The sequence below is a fragment of the Acinetobacter sp. YH12226 genome, assembly GCF_013417805.1.
Lineage (GTDB): Bacteria > Pseudomonadota > Gammaproteobacteria > Pseudomonadales > Moraxellaceae > Acinetobacter.
Window position 1 is genome coordinate 1 of the sequence record NZ_VPDG01000052.1, and the last position, 2180, is coordinate 2180.

Here is a 2180-nt window from a genome sequence, read left to right on the forward strand (position 1 = left end):
GTAAATTTTCAGCGTTGCTGGCTCCCCGTCAGCCGGATTGGGTTGCATCGCAGGGGTGTCGAAAGAGTCAACTGCGGTCCAAAGCTGTTGGACTTGGGTGAAAAGGGCGTTTATTCTTCCTATACGTGAACCGCATCCTACGGAATGAGTAACCCTTGCCCTATTGTGAGTAGAACGTCGTATAATTCAAACGAAAGCAGTTAATAGGTATGAAATATCACAGCACAAAAGAGCGACAGGACATGTTTAGATGATGTTATTATAAAATAATAACATCATGGATGAATAAAAAATAATTTTCTATCTTTACAACTATGTTATACTTCTATGATAAGGCTATGATGGCAAAGCCTTGGTTTTCCTAATCAAATAGTCGCCGAGATGGCTTCAATGCGACAGTAGGTCTACTGTCTCACAATTAATTCATGTATCAGATTTTTGTTCCCTGATGGGAAGTGTTATCCATACGAAAAGAATATGGGTAAAGTGTTACACCTGTATATGACATTCAGAATGTCCTGTCGGGGGAACTGGTACCAATTTAATAAAAGAAAACAGTATAGAAATGACAATCGAAGATATGCAAACATTAGCCCTAGAGCATGGGCTGAGAATTTCGGAAGAGATGAGTGTCAATGAGATGGGCATCGACTTTAGAGTTGCCTTTGTAAAGGAAGTAAACGGTGAGAACTGGGTACTCCGTATACCTCGAAGAAGCGATATGCTTGAACAAATCGAAAATGAAAGTAGAATATTGGATTTAGCCAAAAGAAACCTGTCGATCAATGTCCCTGATTGGAAAATTGTATCGGAGCGCCTAATAGCCTACCCTTTACTGGAGGATGCGCCTGCTCTGACATTCGATGCGATAACACATGAGGTTTCTTGGAACATAGATCGCGATAGCATAGCTTATGTGGAGTCTCTGGCAAAATCATTGGCCGAATTACATCGTATTACAGCTGACGATGTGAGAAAGAGCAACTTGAAAATAATGACTCCAAGTGAATTGAGGACCGAAATAGCTGACCGTATCCACTTGGTGAAATCTGAGATAGGTATCAGCGAGCCGTTGGAAAACAGATACCGTAGATGGTTGGACAATGACCCTTTGTGGCCTGAATTCACTTGTTTCATCCATGGCGATCTCTATGCAGGGCATGTCTTAACCTCGAAGGAAGGTAAGACCTCTGGTATCATAGATTGGTCTACTGCGCATATGGGTGATCCTGCACTGGACTTTTCTGGTCACGTATCGGTTTTTGGAGAGGATAGCCTGAAGAGTTTGATAACGGAGTATGCTAAACAAGGCGGAACGATATGGGATAGGCTCTACGAACAATCTATAGAGAGGGCTGCTGCAGCTCCATTAGCATATGGCGCTTTTGCGGTAGAGTGCAACGACGATAATCATATCAATGCCGCCAGAGCAGCCTTAGGTATTGTTCAATAAAATGATGTGAGGATACTTTTTTAAATGCTAAAATAGGAGTTCGATTGGTGCCACTTAAGAGTATCATTGATTTCTATTTTAGCCAGTATCCTCCACTTTTAGGAGCTCCTCGAAACTCGATTTTATGATCATCTCTTAAGATTTTGAGCCACCGCTCTACTATCTTGACAGGAACTAATAGCTCGTTTACTAAAAATGGTGCACGCTTTCCTGGATTAGTTCTTATCTGATTAAATAGTAGATTTACTCCCTCACTTACTCCCTCATTAGATTCGAAAAGTAGCTTTGATGAGACAATAACTCGAAAACCGTGCTGGAAATTTTCAAAGACAGGGGGACGCAGACCATAGGATGCGAAGCCTTCTTGGATTCGTTTGATGCCTGACCCATATTTTTCAATAAAATGCGCTTCTTTGAACGTGGCAGATATCCTTTTATTGCGCGCCCATGGCGAGTAATCTTCACGAAGAAGCTGATCAATCGTTAAGTTATCAGCTAAACCACCTGGATTGAAAAACTCTATGGAATTGTAATACACCCTGATTATGGAATCGGCAAATTAATTTGGACTTGGGTGAAAAGGGCGTTTATTCTTCCTATTACGTTGTCGGCAGCGGGCCAAAAAGGAATACGTCCATGCCCATCGAGGTGAAACCGGCTGTGAGCGCGGGTTCAAGCATATAGCCCGACAGGCGCGTATCCTTGCCGATCACGACACGATGGCGGT

The 2180-nt window shown here is 42.5% G+C and carries 2 protein-coding genes and 1 pseudogene; 1 reads left to right on the plus strand and 2 read right to left on the minus strand.

Annotated elements, in window-relative coordinates; all coding sequences use genetic code 11:
- Positions 1-565 precede the first annotated feature (565 nt).
- Entirely contained in the window at positions 566-1453 is an 888-nt protein-coding gene (gene mph / locus FTV08_RS15960) for an Mph(E)/Mph(G) family macrolide 2'-phosphotransferase (protein WP_071830579.1), read from the plus strand.
- Positions 1454-1526: 73 nt separating this feature from the next.
- Here mph and FTV08_RS15965 read toward each other — a convergent pair whose 3' ends face one another.
- Positions 1527-1991 (minus strand): ATP-binding protein, encoded by a 465-nt coding sequence (locus tag FTV08_RS15965; RefSeq protein WP_071830580.1) that lies wholly within the window; start codon positions 1989-1991, stop codon positions 1527-1529.
- Positions 1992-2058: 67 nt separating this feature from the next.
- A pseudogene (locus FTV08_RS15970) lies at positions 2059-2180 on the minus strand (hypothetical protein); the annotation flags it as partial.

What these genes read in the sequence shown, in the direction of transcription:
- mph (WP_071830579.1), top strand. Translation starts at nt 566, where the DNA reads ATGACAATCGAAGATATGCAAACATTAGCCCTAGAGCATGGGCTGAGA.